Genomic DNA, 21,375 nt, shown 5'->3' with positions numbered 1-21,375 from the left:
GTTTAACGTTCTCGAGTCGTGCACGTTTGGAGTCTTTATTTGAACTAAAGATAAATTAGAAAAAGATAGATAGAAGCTTAGTTCAGCATTCATCAAATTACCTGACGAAGGTAGAGCATCGCCATATTATTGGAACCATGATCGGCAAAGTTACTTGTGCAAATTTAGTTATGTTATAACATAACTAAAAATCGCTACTGCTGTGAACGACGTTTGCAGTATTAAAAGAGAAACGATAAGCATGCATCAAGGAGATGACGTAATGAATGCCGTGTTAACCAAGCCTTTGATAACGAATAGTAATCAGCCACTTAACATTAGTTCCGTTGTGAGTATCAAGGATCAGGCGAATCATAATCCAGGACTTAGCGCTTCTGAGCAGCCAACGGTATTAGCGGATATCTACCAAAGCGATATTAATATAGCGGTATGGCAGCGACAGTTTGATGAAGGTTTAACTATGGCAATTAGTGAATTCATCGCCTCGAATCCTAGCTTCAGTAAGTCTATTAGCCTGTCACCAGACAACGCTTACGATAAATTGGAATTTGCTACCGACGGAACCGCTTCTAAAGCGTTATTAGAAAACATGACAGAGCTGGTGGATATGTTCTGTTGTTTGTTCGAGCTTGAAGAAGTAGGGCTCCGTTTGGCGGTTCTGAATAAAGCGATGTGTCCTCGTTTTCATTTTGACCAAGTTCCTTGCCGCTTAGTGACAACCTATCACGGCGTTGCGACTCAATGGCTGCCAAACGAATCGGTCGACCGTTCTAAGCTTGGCCGTGGAAGTAACGGACAGCCTGATTCTGTTTCTGGCCTGTACAGTGATGAGTCTGACATACAGAAAATGGCCAGTGGTGATGTTGCGTTATTAAAAGGGGAGCGTTGGAGTGGCAATGAAAATAGAGGCCTTGTTCACCGTTCACCAGTTACGTCATCAAATGAGACACGACTGTTGCTGACTCTAGATTTCGGTTAGTAAGCTTTTTATGAGATGAGCAAGCGGCTTAAATACGGCTTGCTCTTATTCATTTAAGCGAATACGCGGATGCGGTGGTTGTCTGGGTCAACTGCGAGGAAGTTAATGCCGTAAACGGACTCTTCTGGCGCTTGCTCAAACTGGATACCTTTTTCTTTCCATGCTTTATAGAGGTTTTCCAGTGTCTCTTTGTCAGCAAGAGGCATAGAAAGCTCAGTACCGCCACCCTTGATGTTACTTGCTGGTGTTAGAACGTCAGCCTGCTTGAGTGTTATTTTAACGTTGTTTGCAAAGTCTAGAACAGCAAAGGTCGGTGATAGAAGCTTTGGTTCGCAATCAAATGCTTTTGCATAAAAGCCCATGCTGCGGTGAATGTCAGTGACATAAAGAACAAATGAATCGATGGTAAACATAATAGCTCCTGAAATGTTCAATTGGATTTGCCGTGTTGGTTTCAGTTAACTCAGCTTTTGTCTTGAGCCCGATTTGGGACCACGGCAATGTATCGAACCCCTGTGACAGTTTTTGTCAGTAGTGAATCACTTTATCTGTAATGCCTTCTATGTCCTGCCAATCTTTGAGCAAGTCATGACGTGGGCGCTGATACTTTTCTTCTAGGATTTTCCATTCAGCCATTCTATCGAGCCTGAAATTACGATATGCACTTCGCGTTTCACACCAAGCGACCAAAACGTAGTGCTGTTCGAATAAGCCAATCAACATTGGCCAAACGATTCTTGAACTCACATTAGCTTTTGCGTCTGTGTAATGAATCTCAGCTTTACTCTGCTGCTTAATTGCTAGCTTGATATCTGACAGTTCGATGGTTAACTTTGCAACGTCAATGATTGAAGCAACACGCACAATGTCTTCACTGCGTTTGATCTGATGGTCAGCAGGTAACACCGCAGAAATTTTGGCAATGGCATTTCTAGCCGATTCACTGAATTCCCCATGGGCTTGCTTGGCTACCCATTCAGCGCCAAGCCTTAATGCTTCCAATTCTTCCGTTGAAAACATCATCGGAGGGAGAGTGAAGGTCGGTTTCAACTGATAGCCAACTCCTGCTTCACCATCAATTTCAGCACCTTGTGCTTGCAGCGTCACGATATCGCGATAAATGGTGCGAGTACTTACGTTCAGCTTGGAAGCCAGGTGACCAGCTGAAACTGGGTATTTATGACAACGCAGTAATTGGAGTAGGTCAAAGAGACGTTGGCTTCGGGACATGGAAAACTCGGATTGCATAAAGACAATTTAGATTAATACATCGAAAAATATAACTCTATCCATAATCCATTATAATTTAACGGGTGTTTTCATCTGGAATTTGAGCCAATGTTTCGTCGCATTATATTTGCGAAACTATTTTTTTAAGTAGGCGGCTCATCTCTTTTCGTTCATCTGGCTCCAATATACCTAAATATTCTTGATTGATATGAACGGGAATTGGCAAAAGCTCTCTTTGGATAGCGCGCCCGTTCTCTGTTAAATAAATATTGAACGAACGACGACTATTTGGGTCGAGTCGTCGTTCAATCAAACCAAGACGTTCGAGCTTATCCAAGGTTCGAGTCGTGGTCGAATTTTCTACTTTAGATTTCCTAGCGATTGCTCGTTGAGTTATTCCTTCTTTTTCCCACAAACACATTAAGGTAGGCCAGAGAGCGTTCGTTAATCCGTGTTTTCTAAGTTCCGAGTCGAATGTCTTCGCTGCATCGTGTGCAATTACATGGATCAACCAACTAGCAGTTTGCTGTCTATTAAACACTTCATTCATTGATTCGTTCCTATGCTCCAAATTAAATCGGTTTAATTTATGCCAATGCAACCAGAATAACGGTAAACATTGCAGCTAAAGCAAGTACAAACAACGCACGCCATTGCGATACAAACGCTACGCTTCCATTAAATTGGATTTGTGTTTGAAAGCCTGTGATCATCGCCCAAGTTAATGGTTTTGAACGTAATTTATAGAAAAGAACGGCAAAGACGTGTACACCAACCAGAGTAGGAAGAACTTTTATCATGGCAAGGTGAACGTTTTCTAATACCGAAAACACGGAGTCATTCAACCAAATATTTGCATAGGGCAAGTGGTCAAGAAATCCAGCTAAGGCTAAACCTGAGACACACTGAAGAACTAAAGCCAGTAGCAGTGTTACAACCATCCAACCACCTGCAGGGTTATGACCCGGCTTTGTTTTTTCTTTGCCTTGTAGATAGTGAATAACCGATCTTGGTGAACGTAGAAATTGTCTGAATCGGCTTGTTTCACTGCCAACCCAACCCCAAATCAATCGCCAAATGATCAATGTCATGAGTGCCAACCCCAGTTGAATATGGGGTCCATTACCAGAAATACCCGATGCCATTAAACCTATAAAAAGCGCGGCTTGAGCCCAGTGATATAGGCGAGTTGATAGATCCCAAATTTTCATAACTTCATTCTCTCTACTGTGTTTGCTTATTTAATATATATTCCATTTGCATTAATTTACACAACAATAGTTGCAACTGCAACTATTGTTGTGTAAATTAATCCCGTCAGAGCAAAACGGAACATCGAAACGAATCATCGATTTCTGTATCGAAACCAAATAGAAAAGCTATACGAAGCGAAGAGAGAGCAATATGAACAAGAGAATGCTGCACAAGAGATTGGTGAGCCTACTGTGTACTACAACCGTTTTACTGAGTACCCACGCTTTGGCCTCACAAGGCGATGCTAGTCAAGGCCATGCAAGTGAAAGTAATTCTTCACAAGATCATTCAAACCAAATTGAGCAGCGCCAACACACATTTACACAAGTTGAAACCTTAGTCGAGAAGGCCAATGACACTTTGGATGGCGATGATACTCATTGGCAGACGCTCGAAGACACGAGCTTTGAGCTGACAACTCACAGTCAGGCGTTATTGACGTCATTTCCGTTGGGCAGCCAAGAGGGGAGTAAAGCAAAAGAGAGTGTTTGGAGTGACCCTGAAAAATTCAATCGTCTCCTAACGCAAATGGATCAGGGTTTTCAGGAACTTTACCAAGGTAGTCAACAAGGTGATGCATCACTAGCGGAATCAGGATTAGAAGCAGCGCAAGATACTTGCAAAAGTTGCCATCGCTCATACCGCTCTCGTTGGTAGCGTTGTTTTAACAATTCAACCAACTCGACCAGTTAAATTTAATTAATTACATCTTTATCAGCCAAACCTAATCAGCCAAAAAGGAACAAAACATGAAAACTATTACATTTACCGCATTTGCAGCTTCAATCTTATTTTCTACCTTTACCAGCGCAGCAGACTATGCCGTTGAACTGGAGTGGAATACAAACAACTTAGAACAAGTCTTCGACAATATGCCGGAACAAAAAGCTGAATTCAGTAAGCTGATTGACCAAGGCGAGATAAAAGATATGTATGTATCGCATAGTGAGATTGATAGCCGTTCGGTGCAGTTACTGCGTTTTGTTATTGAAGCGAATGACTCACAACAGGTCCAAGCCAAATTGGCTCACCTACCTCTTTATAAGAAAGATTTGGTTAAAATTGCCAAAATTATTCCGCTAGGCTCAAAGTGGTTAGACAATACGCCAGACTACAATAACTACGGCGTCACAATTACATGGAAGCAGGGAATTGAAGCCCTTGAAATAGATCGTGTGCTTAGCATTGATTTACAAAGAGTGATCAGTCTCAACCAAGCTGGGCTTGTGACATCCTCATATCTTGATACGCAAAAACTTGAGAACAATGTTGTTCGACCTGTGTATTCGGTTTCTTTTATTGCTAAGGATGCGCAGCATGCAAAAGAGCTAAGTCACCAATTTGAAGCTGTTACGTTGGGGTATGCTGATGTGAATGTTCAATATTTGGGTTACAAGCTTTCTTTGACGAATAACAAATAATAGTTGCTGATTGAGTGCTGATTATTAACGAATAACCCTAATTATTGATAACAGCACCAAACTTACTCAGATACTCAGATACTCAGATAAATAGACAGACAAGCAAACAAATATAAAAGCGGACAGTATGAATAATCGATTGATCAATTTTCTAAACGAAATCGGCACCATCATGTATGTGGGCGGTATTTTTTCTCACATTGTAATCGGCGCTACGCTAGGCCACGAAACTGCCGAAACGGCTTACCATGTTGGTACTTATAAAGAGTTGAGTGCATATATTCTGATTTTACCAGGGTTAGCATTAAAGTTGTTTGCTGATTTATATTGTTACTTTTCTACAAAACAGAAGCCTAACTGGTTAAAAATGAAACTTGTGATGTTAGCGTTTTTGAGCGTCAATGCATTCGTGTTCTTGGTGCCGATGATGCCTGAAATGGTAGAGCTTGCTAAAGCATCAATACCTCAAGGAAAGGTAAGCCAAGCGTACCTAGACAAAGCTAAAATTGAAGAGCTGATCGGTATGTCTAATGCGCTTCCGCTGCTTGCAGAGTTAGTACTAGGTTCATTCAAACCGAAGCTATTTGGTGAAAGAAAAATCAAAAGCTAGAAAGTGAATTTTTCAACACCTCACCTATTTAAAGTCTCAATTTGTAGAGGTTATTAGTTTTCAATAAGTAATCTAAGTGTTCGGATATTAATATTGACTAGACAAGAAATTATATTTAGTCAATGTCAGTAGGAATAAAGAGGACTGAACGTCATACGTTGGGTCCTTTTTTATTTGATGTATCAAGCGTACTGAGAAAATAGAACGCATTCGATAAGTCATCCCCACGAGAGATTGTCAGAAATGATTTATTGAGGAGTGGCGGGCTATTTACTCCATGAATATGCCACTGTACGTGCCCTCGTTCACACATATCAATAATTCAATCCTCTGATTGGTTCTATTATTTATTTTAAAGCGTAAAATATATTCAGCTTGCAACCGTCTTGGTAACAAATTTGTCGCCACGGTTTTTTACTTCCAAATTATAGGTTTCCTATGTTCAAGAAACTCTCGCTTAAAAATAAGCTAGCGATATCAGCTAGTATGGCCATCATCCTGGGGGGGATTTTGGTTGAGGCCCTTTCTTTTCGTGCTTCACTGCAAAGGTTGGATATTGAAGTTGAACAGCGCTTAGAGGGCGCATCGGCTTCGTACAATCAATATGTATCGGATTGGATCTTATCCAAAGAGCGTGCGCTTACTTCTCTTTCGAAAGAGTCCAAGCAAGACAGCTTGGTGACTCATCTAAAACAGGTTCGTGACTCAGCCTCTTTTGATAATGTCTTCTTGGCATTTCCTGATGGTTCGCAAAAGAACGCGAACGGAGTAGTACTGCCGCCGGGTAATGATGATCCCCGTTTATGGGGTTGGTACACCAATGCGGTAGCGAACCCAAGTAAGGTGTTCATGGATAACCCAACGGTTGCTGCAGCAACTGGGGCGAACGTTGTTTCATTAGGAACAGCAATGCAACTGCATGGGCAACAGGTTGTGTTGGGTGCTGATGTAGAAATTACAGACATCTTAAACAGTCTAGAGCAGGTGATTCTTCCTGGTGAAGGTTACATGTTCATCGCGACCAACAAAGGCACGGTTTACACGCACCCTGACACTAAGTTACTGAACAAGAATATCAGTTCACTTGGGTTAAATTTCTCCGATGTACAAAAGGCTCTGACTAGCGGTAAAGACACTTCTATCGATCTGAATGGCAGCGACTATGTTCTGTACGCACGTGCTATTGACGGAACGAGCCTGATTACAGTGAGTGTTGTTAATCATGACTCTCTGGTTGCACCGTTATTTGATGCAGTGATTGGTCAAGTTTTAGTGACACTGCTGGTCGTCATTGTATGTACCATACTGTTTAACCTTTTGTGTACTATTCTATTCCGTCCGTTGAACCACGTATCTCAAGCATTGGCGCAAATCGCGAATGGTAGCGGTGATTTGACTCAACGCATTCATGTAGAAAACCAAGATGAAGTGGGCGAGTTGGCTCATAACTTCAATACCTTTGTTGGAAGCTTACAGCAGTTAATTGGCCATATCCGTGGGCAGTCAGAACAGTTAAATAGCCAGTCAGAGCAAAGTACTCAACGTGCGAACCGTTCTGTGGATGAGCTTAACCATCAACAGCAAGAAATCACAATGGTGGCAACGGCTGTAACGGAAATGGCCTGTGCAACTCAAGAGATTGCATCGCATGCCGAGCAAACAGCAAAAGCAGCACAAGACTCAGCGACAAGCACTAACAGTGGTCACGCTCTGGTCGTCGACACTAAAGGTTCTATCAATAACCTAGCCAATGAAGTGAACGAAGCAGGTAATGTGATCAGCGAGCTAAACAAGCATGCTCAAGAGATCTCGACTGTACTCGCAACGATTCAAGGCATTGCAGAACAAACAAACTTGCTTGCTTTGAATGCTGCAATTGAAGCGGCTCGTGCTGGTGAACAAGGTCGTGGCTTTGCTGTGGTAGCGGATGAAGTACGTGTGCTTTCACAGCGTACCCACTCTTCAACGGAAGAGATCAAATCGACGATTGATATTCTACAGAAAACAACAGGCCAAGCCGTTGAGCTGATGGAGAGCAGTTCTAAACTGGCGATACACTCAGTAGAAGATGCAGACAGAGCTTCGCATGCGCTTGAAGAGATCAACACGGCGGTTGCTTTGATCAGCGATATGGCGACTCAAATCGCGACGGCTGCTGAAGAGCAAACACATGTGACGGGTGAAATTACCCAGAACGTGACGACAATTAAAGATGTTACCGACCACCTAGTTGTGGGCGCACAGGACAGCTTAACTGAGTCGAACGAACTTAAGAGCCAAGCCGCTGGTTTAAGTGATAAAGTGGCGACTTTTAAGCTTGCTTAACTGTTTCATTAGCTGATGCCTGATCAGTGAATGAACAGTAAGCAATAAGCCAAAGCGACGTAGATTACGTCGCTTTTTTTGTGTCTGTGAACAATAGAATTCTTTACTAATCTACTTCTGAAAATTCTCTTAGCGCACTTATTGCGGCTTCAGCTTTGTCTTTCTGAACGAAGATATGGTCGTGATAATAGCCTGCAATGACGTTAGCACTAATGCCGTAAGAACCAAGCTTTGTCGCAAAAGCAGCCGTTAATCCAACTGCTTCGAGGCTCGAATGTACCGACAATGTAATCAGGCTAAACACACCGTCGAAGTCTAGCTGAGCTTTGGTCGCAACTTCTTCTTTCAGAACCAGTGTTAAGCCTTCTTTTTCACGAAAGGTCGCTACTGGGTCGAGTTGAACATAATCTGCCAATCCCCCGTCTACAGTACAAAAAACGTAATCACCTTCAATGAGCTCTGGTGACATGGACTTTAGCAGAATGTTTAAATCGGTAATGGCGGTCATCGTCTTTTTCCCTGCGTAATCGCGTTTGTTTATGGTGTTGGATAATGCAGCCAAGATAGAATTTAGCTTTGCATAAGTAAAATTAATAATACTTATTCCACATCAGTATCGTTAATGAGAGAGTTTATCTACCAGCTTGTCGACTGTTCCATCTCGTTAGACAGGTGATCGATAAAGGCTCTTAACAGCGGTGTGATTTGTTTACGCGTCCCATAAACCGCGTGTACACCCAACGTTTTAGGTTTCCATTCAGAGAGTAGAGGAACCAATAGCCCGTTTTCAATTAAGCCTTCGACTGAAGGAAAGGGCAGTAAGCAGATACCGTTGCCTTTGAGTGTGGCAGACAACAATACCTCGGAGGTGTTGGCGCTGAAATTCCCTTTGATTGGCACTGATTCCAGTCCATTCGGGCCTTTAAACGTCCACGCGGTTTTACCAAAGTAACTGAATGACAAACAGTTGTGGTGCGCTAAATCTTGTGCGTTTGATGGCGTACCTTTCTCTTTTAGATATTGAGGAGATGCGCAAATCACCGAGCGACATTCGCCGAGTTGTCTGGCGACGATATTTGAAGTCAGTTCATTGGTAATTCTCAGGGCGAGGTCAATTCGAGATTCGACCAGGTTGACGGTTTCATCTGTGGTGATGATATCGATAGACACCTCTGGCCATTGAGCGATGAAGTGACTGATTGCATCAATCAAGAAGCTATCGACAATAGAGTAGCTTGCGGTAATACGCAGTTGCCCCTTTAACTGCTGGCGGTTTTGATTTCTGATACCGCTCAAGGACTCTTCAAGCGCAAGCAGTTCTCGCGCCACTTCAAGTGTCTCTTTTCCTGCGTTGGTTAAGCTCAAGCTTCGAGTGGTTCTATGAAGCAAGCGTGTGTCCATCCAGCTTTCGAGTTCCCCCAAATAGCGAGTGACTTTGGTTCGAGATAGCTCAAGGTGCTCTGCTGCTGCACTCAAACTGCCACGTTCAACGATGGTGACAAAGACGTTCATTGCCTCGAGTTTATCCATTGTTCTAATTACCCAACGATTTTCGAATCTAATAGTTACCGGAAAATTAGTATATGTCCGAAAATCGCAACAGTGAAAGTTAATTTGATGTCTATTTCATCTAAATCCAATTAAATAAGATGTTTGCACACTCAATGAGTTGACATGCGTTCAGCTCGAAATAACGGAATCAAGCTATGAAAAAGTTATCTAAAATCCTTCTATCGAGAACCGCGCTTTTAGGAACGATGAGCCTAGGAGCAATGTTGGCAGCATCGAGTGTTGTCTCTGCTGCTGAACTAAACATCACTCATTACAATCCGGGTGAAAACGCGATATTCCCCGCAAGCTCTGTGCTGGTTTCGGGAGAGAAAGAAGTGATTTTGTTTGATGCGCAATTTAGCGTCGCAGATGGGCAAAAGCTGGTGGATCAAATCAAAGCGACTGGCAAAGAGTTGTCGATGGTTTACATCAGCAGCGGCGACCCAGATTTCTACTTTGGCTTAGAACCGATTGTTGCGGCATTTCCAAACGTTGAGGTCGTTGCCAGTGAAGCGATCGTTACTCACATCAAGCGTACAAAAGATGCAAAGCTAGAGTACTGGGGGCCAATCTTAGAAGATAACGCACCATCTAAAGTAATTGTCCCAACCGTTCTTAATGACACCACGTTGAACCTCGAAGGTGAAACCATCGAGGTGAGAGAAATTAACACGCATCAAGCGTACCTGTGGGTGCCGTCTGAGAAAACGGTGTTTGGTGGCGTGTCGGTGTATAGCGGTGTACATGTATGGATGGCAGATACTGCATCGAAAGAGATTCGTAGCCAGTGGTCACAATCATTGGATCGCATGAAAGCACTTGAGCCAGAGGTTGTAATTCCGGGTCACTATTTAGGTGAAATGCCAACAGGTGCTAACGGCGTTCAATTTACGATGGATTACGTGGCAGATATTGAAAAGGCACTGGTAAGTATAAGCAATCCAACGTCTGTTGATATCAGTGATTACATGAAGAAAGCATACCCACAATTTAAGGCAACAGAAGGCGACCTAGAACTGGGTGCCAAAGTGCTAAGTGGTGAGATGGAGTGGCACTAAGTTCATTCTCTCGGTTGTGTCTCAGAAAAGCTTGAAGATTGTGTGCTAGATTTAAGTTGATACACAACTGGAGATATCGATGATCTGGCTTTCGGTGAAAGTACTACAGATTGGACTTGTCTATGGATACAGGAAGTATCAAAAAACGAAAAGAGCTCCAGCTTAGGGGCTCTTTTTTTTGATGTATTAGAAGTATGTGGAAAGAAAATTCACCATTGTCCGGTTTAATAGTCAGTATCTAAATTGACTCTGAAATGTCACATCATCAATAAGCGAATTTATGTTGAAAATAGACCCCATTACCCCTCACATCGGTGCTCGTATTCATGGAGTCAATCTCGCGACATGCAGTGCGACTGAACTTGATGAGGTTTATCAGGCGCTTCTAACCCATCAAGTGATTTTTCTGGATTATCAAACCCTTTCGTCAGAACAGCATTTGATGATTGCAGAGCGATTTGGAAAGCTTGAACCGGCGCACCCGTTTTTTCCTCGCGTCGAGCATGTACCTCAGGTGAGCGTGATAGAAACAACGCGTGGCAATGCTCCGATGGAAAGTTATTGGCATACGGATCTAACATGGCGCGAATTGCCGTCGAAAGCTTCTCTGTTGCATGCTCAGCATGTCCCAAATGTGGGAGGAGACACGATTTGGTGTTCGATGACTGCTGTATTTGATTCATTAGATGAAGACATGAAAGCAAAGCTGAGGAGCTTATCTGCGACTCATTCGCTGGTGGCTTTTGAAGGTATAGAGTCGGATCAGATTGAGCTTGATTGGCACAAGTCGTTAATCAAAACGGCTCAAGAAAATCCACCAGTGATTCACTCGGTTGTTCAAGTTCACCCTGAAACGGGTAAAGAGACGCTCTATATCAATGAACAGTTTACTCGTTATATCAATGAGCTCGACCGACAAGAGAGTGATGTTTTACTTAACCAACTGTTCGAAATTGCGAGACGCCCTGAGTTTCACGTTCGTTTCAAATGGGACAAGGGAACAATGGCTATTTGGGATAACAGGGTAACGCAGCATTACGCGGTGATTGATTACGGCGATACCCCAAGAAAGATGCATCGCGTTACAGTGACATAATGGTAAGTAAGAGGGGTAATTGGTGTAAGCGCTAGCGGACAAACCTTAGGAACTCAGGTTTAGTGTCTGAATTAAAGTATAAAACTGAGACTTCATTCATCTAAGTCAATAATTAAAACAAAAGCGTTGATACATATTTGATTGAAACCTCACTGATCGGAGGTGATTTGTAATATAATCGACGCCAAAATATAAGAATAAAAATCAAACCATAGAATTAGTAAACGTTAGGGCTTAGAGAATAAAGAATTTCGTATGAACGCTATTCGTAAAGTTTATCAGTACGCAGAACCAAACCTTACTCTCGTGGGTTGGATGGGCTTTGTCGGCTTCCCAATTTACTACATAGTGTGGGAGTTCTTGTTCCCTCAACCTTATGAAAACTTAATGCTGCGCTTGTTTTGCTCAGTGTTGTTTTTCGGCATTATCTATCGCAATCGTGTCCCATTTGAATGGCGAAAATACCTTCCGGTTTATTATCAAGTCGCCGTAACCCTCTGCTTGCCGTTTTTCTTCTTCTACATGTTACTAATGAATAATTGGTCCAATGTTTGGGTTATGTCATTCATGTCTGCCATTTTCCTCCATATTTTATTAGTGCACGTGACGAGAGTGATGTTTGCACAAACTTTTGCCGGTATTGGGATGGCGACCTTGTGCGCTTGGATTGCACAAGGCTTCTACCTAGAACTCACAATGGATTGGACGCATGTGCCAATCTTTTTGTTTATCTACTTATTTGGTAACTTGTTCTACTTCCGCAATCAGATGGAACACGAGAATAAGGTGTCGTTGGCGAAATCTTTTGGAGCCGGTATCGCGCACGAGATGCGAAACCCCCTGAGCGGTTTGTTGACCTCTATTGATGTTATGCAGTCCATATTACCGAACCCTAAAAGTGGTGAGCACAAAGGGCAATATGCTTTAAGCAACGAAGAAGTCATACAGTTACGTGAAGTGGGCGATGAAGCGATGGAGATCATTCACTCAGGTAACGAGACGATTGACCTGTTACTGACTTCAATTGATGAAAACCGAGTATCTCGATCTACCTTCAAGAAGCATTCAGCTCAAGCGGTGATTGAGGGTGCGATAGACAGCTTTAACTACAAGCGTTCAGCCGATAAATCAGCAATCTCTTTAGACGTACAGAGTAACTTTGATTTCTTGGGTAGCGACACTCTGTTGAAGTACGTGATGTATAACTTGTTCAAGAACGCATTCCACCATCGCAGCCCTGAAGATTTTCATATTCATGTCACCATGTGTAGTGATGAAGTGGCCAATCAAATAATGGTTACCGATAACGGGTCAGGCATCTCAAATGATGTGATTCGACGCATTTTCCAGGACTTTTATACTACTGGCCAATCGGGTAATTACGGCTTAGGTTTGCCATTTTGTCAGAAGGTAATGCGCTCGTTTGGTGGTGAAATTAAATGTCAGTCTGAAGTGGGTCAATGGACACAGTTCACGATGACTTTTCCATCTTTGTCTTCCCATTCGGTGAAAGAAATCAAGAATGAACTGACTAAACTTAAGACTGTGCTAATGGTGAGTGACCAGAAAGTTCTCACCAATAAAATGACTGAGGTAGCCCGTTTTATGGGGTTTGAGCTCACGGTGTTGGATGTAGCATCAGCGCTTAAAAAGAAGGAATACCAGTTCGAATTCGATTTGATATTCGTTGACATGGAGAGCTTGGATTTAAGAGCAAGTTGCCTCGATAGAATTGAATCTTTACTTTCATTCACTGAAGCTCGAATCATCTATTTGTATGAACGTCACCCAATTAAACGTGTCCGAAACGTTGCTTTTGAACCTATTTGGGTGGAAACACAAGTTTGGTTACTGAATACCAAGGCGACCATCGAACGCTTACTTTTCGACTCCAACTATGTGATGCCATCAGTTTCTGTAAAACCGTTAGAGGTTACCAATAAGCGCACGATTATGGTGGTCGATGATAACGAATCTCTGCGCCGATTTACCGCAATGTTATTGGAAAAGCAGGGTTTTGATGTCGTGCAGAAAGAAGATGGGCAACAAGCCTTAGACGCGTTGGACAGCGATGATATTGATTTAATTCTGATGGATATCGAGATGCCAATCATGGACGGTGTTGAAGCTTCTCGTCGAATTCGAAGCGCTAACAAAGCATACTCTTCAGTGCCAATTATTGCTCACACGGGTGACAGTTCTCCTGTGACATTGGAAAAAATGGAATCATCAGGCATGTCAGATTTTATCGTCAAACCGGCAGATAAAAACCGCCTGTTCGATAAGATTGCTCACTGGATTTAGTGAATGCCATAGGTTGAAGCACACGACCATTTTGTCAGCGAACAAAGACACAAGATAGAGCTCAGCTATTCGCTGGGCTCTTTTTGTATAGCGACATGATAGCGTCCATTCAGTCCTGCCGTTTATATTGATTATCGGAAGGGGTCTTATCTTTCAAAGAATCCTGTTGTGTGAATTGCCCTTACAATCACACGAACTCTAATTCCGGATGATTGTACGCTTCATGACAAACCGTGAGCACATGGTCAATATCTCTTGGTGTCATGTCGGCATTGACCGAAAAGCGGATGATGTTTTTGTTCTTGCCCGTCGCGGGGCGGCAGAAAACCGCACCGAATACATCACGTTCTTCGAGGAAATCACGAACACGCTCGGTGTTTGTTTCACTACCACACTCTAGTGCTACGATTTGAGACTCGCTGCGGATGTTAAAGCCAATCCGTTTGAGGCCAGTAGTAAGCGATTTAGCGCTTTTGAATAAGGCTTCTCGTTTGTCTTCTGAACCTTTTATTACCTCTAATGTTTTCTCTAAACGAACCACCTCTTGTGGTAACACGGTCGAGCTGAAAATAGCTGGATACGCGACAAAAGGTAAGGTTTCTGAAAGCTGCTTTGGCCCAAGGATAGCACCTGCACGATAGGCAAAGGTTTTAGCCAAGCTAACGGTAATAAAGTCGACTTGGTTAGTGAGGCCCAATGCGTGAACTAAGCCAGCACCATTTTCTCCATGCGTACCCAGTGAATGCGATTCATCAACGACAACGGCACAATCAAACTCTTGCGCCATTTCGTAGATGTCGCGTAGTGGGGCGATGGTGCCGATTGTGCTGTAAATCGAATCGACCACAATAACGCCTGAGCCGTGGCGCTCTAGCTGTTTGCGCAGGTGATTCATATTGTTATGCATAAATGGATGGGCTTTTGCACCAGCCGCGCGAATACCTTCCCACAGCGACATGTGTGCAAAAAAGTCGATATACACAGGCGTAGCTGGCGGACAGATAGTTTGAAGTAACCCAATGTTGGCCGCCCAGCCAGATTGAGAAAGCAAACAACTTTCCATACCCACATAGCTTGCGAGTTCGGTTTCAAACGCAGGTTTAGACTCTTCATCTTGTAGGAAAATGGCCGACATCACCACGTTGTCATCGTTTTCACTGATCGCCGCTTGGTGAGCTTGTTGGATCTGCTTGTTGTGCGACAGGGCTAGGTAATCATTGCTCTGCATGACAACGGCGTTGCACGGTGGACGTTTACCCAACACCAAGTGTTTCTGACTTTGGTTCTGGGTAATCAGGTCTTGAATATAGAAGTTCAAGCGTTCTTCAATAAAGGAAGGTAATGGTTTTTTTTTGGTTTTATCACTCATAATAGTTCTCTTCAAATACAGGATAACGCCAGCGCTGACGGTTGTATATTGACGATTAAAAGTGAGGTGTCATTAGCCAAGTTGCATAATTTTGTGCGTGCTTGCAAACTCAGTATTTAAGGGTTTTGAGGCGAGTGAATTTCCTTACGGTTCGGGGCTTTAACCTAGTTTAGATGGGAATAATAGCCTTCTTTTTTATGATGAAAGGCTATTAAAATTCGGTGCTCGAATGGCTATGAAAAGGTCGATTATGAAAAGCTACGGTGTGCTAGCTTTGTTTATTAACTAGCACGTATTACCTATGAATGTGAATCAGTTCTATTAAGTCGTCTAATTGCTGCTTGGCTTTCCCCTCTAACGAGTAACCAATATTGATGCGTAAGCAATTGCTGTAAAGGTCGAGAGTGCTGAACAGGTGTCCAAGTCTGATATCAATGTTCTGGTCGGCAACTGCCTGAGCAAAGGTTGATTGGTTCAAGTTGTGTATTTGTAACCAAAGCACCATGCCACCTTGTGGGTTACTTATCTTCACATCTTGAGGAAGATGCTGAGCCAAATAGCTTAGATATTGCTGGCGTAATGAAAGGATTTGAGCACACCTTCTTCGAATGTGTTTAGCGTATTGGCCTGATTCGATAAAGTCAGCAACCGCAAGCTGAGTGGGCAGGGCAACGCCATAACTCGCAGCAGAAAACTGAGCCTTGTACTCGTCTATGTACCTTCCTGGCAAGCACCATCCTAATCGGTAGCTCGGTGACAGGCTTTTCGATACTGATCCACACCATAATACATAGCCGCCTTTGTCATAGTATTTTGCTGGCAGTGGCGTGTGTGAGGAATAAGAAAGCTCCAGATACACATCATCTTCAATGATCGGCACTCGATAGTGATTCGCTAATTCAGCCAGTATCTGCTTTTGAGTGGCTGACATATTGATCCCTTGAGGGTTCATATGAGAGGTACAAAAGATCGCGGCATCCACTCGTTTATTCTTCAAATGCGCTTCCAGTTGTTGCAAGTCGACACCATCATCTAGAGACGGGATCTCGATGATTTTTCGCGACATTTGTCCGAGCAATTCCAGAATACCGTTGAAACATGGCGAGCTAATAGCGATGGTATCACCTTCTTTGGTACACGATTCAAGAGCAGCTTTAATCGCCGACATGCAGCCAGCAGTGATCACCATTTCTTCTGGTGAAAAGTGCACATCGAGCTTGGCGAAGTGGGTAGATAAAGCCTGTCTTAGCATCGGATCGCCCTGTGTATCAGGGTAATGGTTGAGCCTGCCGCCCATCCGTTTGATTGAGCGACGAAAGCTGCGTTCCAACTCAATGGTTGTTTGCTCATCGTTGGTGGTACTGGATACACCCAAAGGACCATTGGTGGTGTTATGTGTCGAAGAGGTTGGTTTAACGATGGATATTTTGCTTTCAAACTGTGCCCACTCAGGGGTTGAATGAGAAGGTTTATGTGGCGAAACAAAATACCCAGCTTGAGGTCGAGAATGTATCCAGCCTTGTGATTCCAGTTCTTGGTAACAGCTCACCACGGTCGACATGCTGATGGCCTGTTGCTTGGCCAATTGACGCAGCGAAGGCATGCGTCCGCCTTCCGGTCTTTTGCCGGTTTCTATCTCATCGATAAACTGATTGGCTAGCTTTCTGTAGATGCTCATTGTCACGACCGTTATTAACTGTACTGGTTTTTATTATAAAAATTGTATCTGTACTGGTTTTATTGTTCAAGGGATACTCATTCAAAACAAAGGAGGGGTGAGTATGAAAAGAAATGATTTGTTGTTAGCGGTATTCGTTATGGCAATTTGGGGGTTCAATTTCTCGATGATCAAAATGGGTGTGACCAACGTTCATCCATTATTGGCCACTGCTGCGCGTTTTTCGCTAGCGGTGATTCCGGTGATATTTTTCGTGGCGAGACCTAATGTTGCTTGGCGTTACTTAGTCAGTTATGGCTTTGTGTTCGGTGTGGGAATTTGGGGTATGGCTTCATGGTCGATTACTGCGGGTTTGTCTTCCGGGCTTTCATCGGTATTGCTTTCAACCAACGTATTAATCGGCATGGCGGTTGGCGTGTGGGTGTTCAAGGAGAGTGCTTCCGTTCGCAAACTAATGGGTGCGATGCTAGCCATGTGTGCGTTAGCAGTGTTGGTTTCGGCAGCAACGGGCAACGTGACACTCAATGGTGTCATCTTGATTATGATAGCGGCATGCAGCTGGACCTTGATGGGCGTGATTGTTAAGGCATCTAAAACCACTCAGGCTTTTGCATTTAATGTGTGGGGGATGCTGTTTGCTCCGCTGCCACTGGTGTTATTTGCCGTGATGTTACACGGTGACCAAATTATCTGGCAGGGTATTGAACAGTGGGATTGGAACACGACGATTGCGGTGCTGTTTCAGGCTTACCCAACCACGCTATTTGGTTACTGGGTGTGGAATAAGTTGTTAATCCAATACCCGTTAAGTACGACCGCGCCGCTAACCTTGTTAGTGCCTATCTTCGCATTGATCAGTGGCTACTTTATGTATGACGAAGTACTGTCAGTCGCCCAAGTTGTCGCATCGGTGCTGTTCTTAGTCGGGATAGGCTTAATCGTGAAACCTGCGAAGACACCGAGCGTTAAAACATCAGATAGCGCAGACGATAATGGAAAGCTTGTTAAGCAGTCGTGATTTGATTCGCTGCAAAGAAGTATGATGTAGATTAATCATCGAAACTACAGTGTTGAATAAAAACGAAGGCCTCGCAATTGTGGGGCCTTTGTGTGTATGTTTCACAATGAATTCCCGTTTCTACTGAGAATTATTTGGTGCCTGATTATGAAGTGTTCTGGAGAAATGAACTCATTGTTGTTATGTTATATTATAACAATAAAGCAAGGGTGACTTGCACTTTCGATATTTGGAAATCAATGACATGGACAACATTAATCAAGTCTTACTGGTTGCTGGAACACACGGTAACGAGCTCTCAGGAATCTATTTAAACAAACTCATCAAAGAGCGTTTGTATGCCGCCGATCGCTCAACGTTTTCGACTACTTCTGTTATCGCAAATCCTAAAGCGGTAGAGCAGAACATTCGATATGTTGATACCGACCTAAATCGTCAGTTTTCTAATGCTAACAACGACGATACTTCAGGTTTAGCTGAGTACACAGTCGCACGACAGTTTATAGATAGACACGCAAGCAAAGAGCAGCAATTGATCGTGGATTTGCACAACACGACCAGCAATATGGGAGCGACATTAATCTTGCTTTCCAATGATGCTTTCTACCAAAAAATGGGCGCTTACGTGAAACAGCGAATGCCAGAAGCCAATATTCTGTTTGAAGATAGAAAGCCTTGGGATGAGCAGCCTTACCTTTGCACAACAGGTAATTGTGGAGTGATGATTGAAGTTGGCGCTCAGGCACATGGCTCACTCAAGTTCGATACTCTCAAACTGATGAAGCAGATGCTGACCATGGTTCTTGATTACGTTGAGAAGCATAACCTTAACCAAGTACAAGCGTTAGAAGACTACAGCGCCTTCTTCTATGTTGAAGAGGTCAATGTTCCACTTGGTCCCGATGGTATGCGAGTAGCCACAGTACACCCAGCGATCTGTGGTCGAGATTTCGAGGTAGTGAAGCAAGGGGAGCCTTTGCTCGCGACTTTCTTTGGTTATGATATCTATTGGGAGCGCGAACAAGATATCTATCCCCATTTCATTAATGAAAGTGCTTACGCTAAAGCCAACATTGCAATGGCACTGGCAGAAAAGCGTTTGGTTTCGGTGAGTTAGTGATTTACACATAGCTGATTGGTTAAAAAGCCCTATGAATGTATCAATCCATAGGGCTTTGATTTTAGGGCGGGATAAGGGTTAACCAGTTCTGGCTAAATCTGACACGCCAACAATTGGTTCTCTAGGTCACTATCTAGGCTTTGGCCTATAACCTCAATTCTGGTTTCATTGCATTCATCAAGTTCACACTCTGTTAGACCATCTTCCGTTAGGTTGTAACCAAAGATGCCGCTTTGAGTGATGAACACCGCTTTCATTCGTTCGGCTTTGAGTCCAACTAATACATTAAGCAATTGCTGACGGTCGAACAGTTTGTCAGCTGCGAATCGCCAACCAATACTTTCAAATCCTTCACCTTGGTTGCTCGCCTTTATCATGCCGCTTTCTGGCATCGGTAATTCAGAAGCGAGTGGCTTATCTTGTTTATGATCATGGTGGTGATGGTGCCCATGAGCTTGATGATGGTAAAAGCTGGTGTTTCCATCAAACTCGTCTGAAGGGATCTTACCGTGATGAGCAAATATTAGCTTGGTGTCTGGGTGACAAACCTGTGCGACGTACTCAGCCAGTTTTTCTGCATCGCCACTTTTGTAGAGATCGACTTTATTACCCACGATGGTGTCGGCAATGGTGATTTGTTGATTGAAGGTATCGTGTTCAGAATAGCGTGTGTCAGAAAGCTTGCGGGCATCAACCAAAGTAAAGTTTTTCTGCAGTGACAACACTTTACGATAGTGCTCTGAAGACAAGACTTCTAGTACTTCTTTAGGGTGACCAAGCCCGGTTGGCTCGATCAATAAGCGATCAGGTTTTGCTTCAGACAACAGTTGATTCAGCGCGATCTGCATCGGTAAACCTGCCGCGCAGCACATACAGCCGCCAGGTACTTCACGAATAAACACTTGTTGTTTGCTGTCGTTCCCTTGGATCAAACTGCCATCAACGCCAATTTCTCCAAATTCGTTCACCAAAATAGCCCAGTTTTCATCTGCGGGCTTGTTCTTCATTAGGTTGAGAATCGCAGTGGTCTTACCCACGCCGAGAAAGCCAGTAATAATGTTGGTTGGAATACCTAAGATAGGTGTTTTATCAGAGCTCATTGGCAATTCTCCGATAACCTTGCACAAGGGTATGGTTTGCCGAAACAACTGACTCTGAAAACGCAGAATACTCAGGTGGGACTTTGGAGATATTGTTCAAATCAAACCCTGAGCCGATGTTGGTCATTGGTGGTACGTGGAAGCTTTCAGGTAAGTCGTGCCCGTCTACCACACAGTTGTGGCGAATTACGCAGCCTTTGCCAATTACCGCATTAAAGACTACTGAGTTGAAGCCAATAAATACGTCGTCACAGACCTCGCAAGGGCCATGAATAATCGAGCGATGGGCGATGGATGAGCGTTCACCAATAGTGACGGCAGCACCGGCTTTTGAGTGAATAACCACACCGTCTTGAATATTGGTATCACGCTTAATCACGATGGCTTCCATATCGCCTTGTTCATTGACTTCGTCAGCACGAATCACGGCGTAAGGGCCAATGAACACGTTATCTTCAATGATGACCTTGCCACATATGATGGCCGTTGGGTCAATGAAAGCGGTCTCCGATACTTCTGGCATATGGCCGTTTGGGTTTCTTCTTAACATATTGAGCTCTTTTATTTTTTCGTAATGCCACTGGGCATACCACCATTGATGGCGCTGGGCATTTATGTATCGACGCATTCATCGCACACGCAACTGATCTCTAGTTGAGGCGTGACCACGGTAAAACCTTCCTGTTTTGCATGGGATTGAAGCCCGTGAATCATGGCAGGGTCGATGGTTTGCTCGCTGATTTTGTCGCACTTTGAGCAAATTAAAAATTGAGGGATCCCGTGCTCATGTTCGCAAAGAATATGGTCGCAAAGTATGTACTTGTTGGACACTTGCAGCTTGTGCGCTAAGTGTTGCTGTTCAAGAAAATCCAACACTCGATAAACCGACATCGCTTGAACATTTTGGTCAAAATGCTCTTTACAATAATCAACGAGTTCATACGCAGACAACGCTTTGTCGGTGTGAACCAATGCCCGCAATATCAATCGTCTTGTTGCCGTAAATTGTTGGCCATTGGCTTTGCAGCCTTGTTTTACGTGCTCAATGATCGCTTCAATGTCTCTCATTCAATCTACATAATTAATGATAGTATTGATATGTTATAACATATCAAGTTGGGGTGTGAAACGTACTTTTTCTTTGTGGTGTCGAGGATAAATACTCAGGGTGATGAATATTAGTTTTGGCTGAGGTAGGTAATGAAAAGACTCGCCAAGCAATCATGGCGAGGGTTTACGGAATAATGAGCATGCTGAAATTT

Annotated in this window: 21 protein-coding genes; 10 read left to right on the top strand and 11 right to left on the bottom strand. The window is 43.5% G+C overall.

Features of this window, described 5'->3' with window-relative positions:
• The first annotated feature begins 262 nt into the window (after positions 1-262).
• The gene (locus tag L3V33_RS13205) at positions 263-979 is read left to right on the top strand and encodes a DUF1826 domain-containing protein (protein WP_146454815.1); all 717 of its coding nucleotides are present in this window, start codon (positions 263-265) and stop codon (positions 977-979) included.
• A 53-nt stretch (positions 980-1,032) separates the two neighbouring features.
• Here the strand turns inward: L3V33_RS13205 and L3V33_RS13200 are convergent, their stop codons facing one another.
• The 4 genes from L3V33_RS13200 to L3V33_RS13185 form a co-directional block, all read right to left on the bottom strand.
• The gene (locus L3V33_RS13200; RefSeq protein WP_171312599.1) at positions 1,033-1,392 is read right to left on the bottom strand and encodes a VOC family protein; all 360 of its coding nucleotides are present in this window, start codon (positions 1,390-1,392) and stop codon (positions 1,033-1,035) included.
• A gap of 115 nt (positions 1,393-1,507) precedes the next feature.
• A complete protein-coding gene (locus L3V33_RS13195; RefSeq protein WP_171312597.1) occupies positions 1,508-2,209 on the bottom strand; it encodes a YafY family protein in 702 nt (233 codons plus the stop codon).
• 121 nt (positions 2,210-2,330) lie between these two features.
• Positions 2,331-2,759 (bottom strand): MarR family transcriptional regulator, encoded by a 429-nt coding sequence (locus L3V33_RS13190; RefSeq protein WP_054546492.1) that lies wholly within the window; start codon positions 2,757-2,759, stop codon positions 2,331-2,333.
• A gap of 37 nt (positions 2,760-2,796) precedes the next feature.
• A complete protein-coding gene (locus L3V33_RS13185) occupies positions 2,797-3,420 on the bottom strand; it encodes a cytochrome b/b6 domain-containing protein (RefSeq protein ID WP_054546491.1) in 624 nt (207 codons plus the stop codon).
• A gap of 193 nt (positions 3,421-3,613) precedes the next feature.
• Here L3V33_RS13185 and L3V33_RS13180 point away from each other — a divergent pair, with 193 nt between their 5' ends.
• The 4 genes from L3V33_RS13180 (at position 3,614) to L3V33_RS13165 (ending at position 7,819) form a co-directional block, all read left to right on the top strand.
• A complete protein-coding gene (locus L3V33_RS13180) occupies positions 3,614-4,120 on the top strand; it encodes a cytochrome c (protein WP_081008966.1) in 507 nt (168 codons plus the stop codon).
• Positions 4,121-4,212: 92 nt separating this feature from the next.
• Entirely contained in the window at positions 4,213-4,884 is a 672-nt protein-coding gene (locus tag L3V33_RS13175) for a hypothetical protein (protein ID WP_054546490.1), read from the top strand.
• 127 nt (positions 4,885-5,011) lie between these two features.
• A complete protein-coding gene (locus L3V33_RS13170) occupies positions 5,012-5,494 on the top strand; it encodes a hypothetical protein (RefSeq protein WP_054546489.1) in 483 nt (160 codons plus the stop codon).
• Between the two features lie 438 nt (positions 5,495-5,932).
• Positions 5,933-7,819, top strand: a complete 1,887-nt coding sequence (locus tag L3V33_RS13165; RefSeq protein ID WP_237290579.1) for a methyl-accepting chemotaxis protein — start codon at positions 5,933-5,935, stop codon at positions 7,817-7,819.
• A gap of 106 nt (positions 7,820-7,925) precedes the next feature.
• Here L3V33_RS13165 and L3V33_RS13160 read toward each other — a convergent pair whose 3' ends face one another.
• Positions 7,926-8,327, bottom strand: a complete 402-nt coding sequence (locus L3V33_RS13160) for an ACT domain-containing protein (RefSeq protein ID WP_171312593.1) — start codon at positions 8,325-8,327, stop codon at positions 7,926-7,928.
• Between the two features lie 128 nt (positions 8,328-8,455).
• Entirely contained in the window at positions 8,456-9,349 is an 894-nt protein-coding gene (locus L3V33_RS13155; protein ID WP_237290578.1) for a LysR family transcriptional regulator, read from the bottom strand.
• 176 nt (positions 9,350-9,525) lie between these two features.
• Between L3V33_RS13155 and L3V33_RS13150 the strand changes: the two genes are divergently transcribed.
• The 3 genes from L3V33_RS13150 (at position 9,526) to L3V33_RS13140 (ending at position 13,828) form a co-directional block, all read left to right on the top strand.
• Positions 9,526-10,428, top strand: coding sequence for a Vmh family MBL fold metallo-hydrolase (locus tag L3V33_RS13150; RefSeq protein ID WP_114633366.1), 903 nt, complete (start codon positions 9,526-9,528; stop codon positions 10,426-10,428).
• A 280-nt stretch (positions 10,429-10,708) separates the two neighbouring features.
• A complete protein-coding gene (locus L3V33_RS13145) occupies positions 10,709-11,524 on the top strand; it encodes a TauD/TfdA family dioxygenase (protein WP_237290577.1) in 816 nt (271 codons plus the stop codon).
• Positions 11,525-11,779: 255 nt separating this feature from the next.
• A complete protein-coding gene (locus tag L3V33_RS13140; RefSeq protein ID WP_237290576.1) occupies positions 11,780-13,828 on the top strand; it encodes a hybrid sensor histidine kinase/response regulator in 2,049 nt (682 codons plus the stop codon).
• 187 nt (positions 13,829-14,015) lie between these two features.
• Here the strand turns inward: L3V33_RS13140 and cqsA are convergent, their stop codons facing one another.
• Together cqsA and L3V33_RS13130 are read right to left on the bottom strand one after the other, a co-directional pair.
• On the bottom strand, positions 14,016-15,197 hold the full coding sequence (gene cqsA, locus L3V33_RS13135) for an alpha-hydroxyketone-type quorum-sensing autoinducer synthase (RefSeq protein ID WP_237290575.1): 1,182 nt from the start codon (positions 15,195-15,197) through the stop codon (positions 14,016-14,018).
• A 295-nt stretch (positions 15,198-15,492) separates the two neighbouring features.
• Entirely contained in the window at positions 15,493-16,875 is a 1,383-nt protein-coding gene (locus tag L3V33_RS13130) for a PLP-dependent aminotransferase family protein (RefSeq protein ID WP_237290574.1), read from the bottom strand.
• 103 nt (positions 16,876-16,978) lie between these two features.
• Here L3V33_RS13130 and L3V33_RS13125 point away from each other — a divergent pair, with 103 nt between their 5' ends.
• Positions 16,979-17,893: an EamA family transporter gene (locus tag L3V33_RS13125; RefSeq protein ID WP_065205396.1), complete on the top strand. Its 915-nt coding sequence runs from the start codon at positions 16,979-16,981 to the stop codon at positions 17,891-17,893.
• A gap of 244 nt (positions 17,894-18,137) precedes the next feature.
• A complete protein-coding gene (locus L3V33_RS13120) occupies positions 18,138-19,010 on the top strand; it encodes an aspartoacylase (RefSeq protein WP_237290573.1) in 873 nt (290 codons plus the stop codon).
• Between the two features lie 95 nt (positions 19,011-19,105).
• On the opposite strand, the gene L3V33_RS13115 is transcribed toward L3V33_RS13120, so the two are convergent.
• The 3 genes from L3V33_RS13115 to L3V33_RS13105 all read right to left on the bottom strand — a co-directional run bounded on the left by L3V33_RS13115 (position 19,106) and on the right by L3V33_RS13105 (position 21,181).
• Positions 19,106-20,113 (bottom strand): CobW family GTP-binding protein, encoded by a 1,008-nt coding sequence (locus L3V33_RS13115; protein ID WP_237290572.1) that lies wholly within the window; start codon positions 20,111-20,113, stop codon positions 19,106-19,108.
• Entirely contained in the window at positions 20,103-20,663 is a 561-nt protein-coding gene (locus L3V33_RS13110; RefSeq protein ID WP_065205393.1) for a carbonate dehydratase, read from the bottom strand. Before L3V33_RS13110 ends, L3V33_RS13115 begins: the two co-directional genes overlap by 11 nt.
• A gap of 62 nt (positions 20,664-20,725) precedes the next feature.
• Positions 20,726-21,181 carry a transcriptional repressor gene (locus L3V33_RS13105; protein WP_237290571.1) on the bottom strand — a complete coding sequence of 152 codons (456 nt, stop codon included), beginning with the start codon at positions 21,179-21,181 and terminating at the stop codon, positions 20,726-20,728.
• Positions 21,182-21,375: the final 194 nt, after the last annotated feature.

Source organism: Vibrio sp. A2-1 (assembly GCF_021728355.1).
Classification (GTDB): Bacteria; Pseudomonadota; Gammaproteobacteria; order Enterobacterales; family Vibrionaceae; genus Vibrio; species Vibrio splendidus_K.
Note: the sequence above shows the minus strand (reverse complement) of the source record. Positions and strands in the feature narration are given on the sequence as shown.